The following is a 1655-nucleotide window of genomic DNA, read 5'->3' on the forward strand; positions in this document are numbered from 1 at the left end:
AGGCTTCGCCGGAGGTTCGCCGCGCCGCATCGCACCCCGCCCCGTCCGGCGCCAATCCCGTGCGGGCGGTCAGGGCACCGGCGGCCAGATCCGCCGAAGCGGCCCCTGTCGATCCGTGGGGACCGGTACCGGCCCCTGCCCCGGTCTCCCGCGGCTGGTGGTAACGCGCCGCCGGTGTCGTTGCGCGAAAGTCACGCGGCGAGGAATGTGCGCCGCCGCTCTTGTCGATGCTGAATCAGGGCGGCGGGCCGGCACGATTTCGCCACGGTTCAAACCTAGCCGTTGTGTCGACCGGCGAATGGCTGAGGATCCGAGAACCTTTCCTTTACGGTTTTCGGTAACCTTGCGTTCACCATGATCCACGCGCCAACGCGTGGTCTGGCAGAGGTGAGGACGATCGTGGGCATTCCGCTGCGTGAAGAGGCCCAGCCGGCCGACCGATCCACCCAGCCGATCTCTCGCCTTCGGGGCTATCTCCGCGACGCCTTCTCCCGTCCCCGCCTGCGCCGTTCGATCGTCGCGGCGTCGGGCATCGCCCTGGCGCTCGGCGCGGGCACGCGAGGGACGCAGGATGCGGTCGCCAACGGCGATACCCGCACTCTCTCGATCTACCATACCCATACGAAAGAGAGCGCCACGATCACGTTCAAACGTGACGGGCGCTACGACCGGGCGGCGTTGGAGCAGCTCAACTGGATGCTGCGCGACTGGCGCTTGGACGAGCCCACCAAGATGGATCCCCGCCTGTTCGACACGGTGTGGGAGGCCTACCGGTCTGTGGGCTCGCAGGAGCCGATCACCGTGGTCTCGGCCTATCGGTCACCGGGTACCAACGCCATGCTGCGCCGCCGGTCGCGTGCGGTGGCCGAGTTCAGCCAGCACATGCTCGGCAAGGCGATGGATTTCTACCTGCCGGATGTCTCCATCGACCAACTCCGCGCGGTCGGCATGCGGATGCAGCGCGGCGGTGTCGGCTGGTATCCCCATGCCGGCTCGCCCTTCGTCCATCTCGACGTCGGCTCCGTCCGCTCCTGGCCGCGCATGAGCCACGACCAGCTGGCGCGCCTGTTCCCCGACGGCAAGACTGTGCATCTGCCCGCCGACAACCGTCCCCTGCCCGGCTACGAACTCGCCCGCGCGGAAGTGCTCGCCCGTGGCGGCACCGTGCTCGGCGTGACCCAGGTCGCGACGGTGGAGGAGGATGACGGCCCGAGCATCAAGGGCTTCTTCGCCAGCCTCTTCGGTGGCGGCTCCAAGACCCCCGCGCCGCCGCCCGAAGCTCCGGCCCGCGCCCGGGCAAAGCCCACCGTTCTCGTGGCCAGCGCCGATCCGGACGACGGGGCCGGCACCCGCGAGGCCCTGGCCTATGCCGCGCCGGCCGCCTCCGATGCCCTCAAGGGCGCTCTCCTGCGCCGTGACGGACGCGATGCCCAGAGCCTCCTGACCCAGGACGTCTCCGAGATTCGGGACGTCTCCAAGCCGGCGATCCCCGCCGAGGCGGAAGCGAGTTCGATCGACGTGCCGCTGCCGCCGCGCCGGCCATCGGAATTCGCCGCCGTCTCCGCCGCACTCACCATGCCCCTGCCGCCGCCGCGTCCCGCCATTCAGGTGGCGAGCCTCGCGCCCACCGGGATGGCCGCGCCGCCGCCCGTCAC

1 protein-coding gene is annotated in these 1655 nt (G+C 70.3%); it reads left to right on the forward strand.

Annotated features, from left to right (window positions below; all coding sequences use genetic code 11):
- Positions 1–387: 387 nt before the first annotated feature.
- A partial coding sequence (locus tag FV220_RS24860; RefSeq protein WP_147833570.1) for a DUF882 domain-containing protein occupies positions 388–1655 on the forward strand: 1268 nt, incomplete at its 3' end.

Source organism: Methylobacterium sp. WL19 (assembly GCF_008040005.1).
GTDB classification, from domain to species: domain Bacteria; phylum Pseudomonadota; class Alphaproteobacteria; order Rhizobiales; family Beijerinckiaceae; genus Methylobacterium; species Methylobacterium bullatum.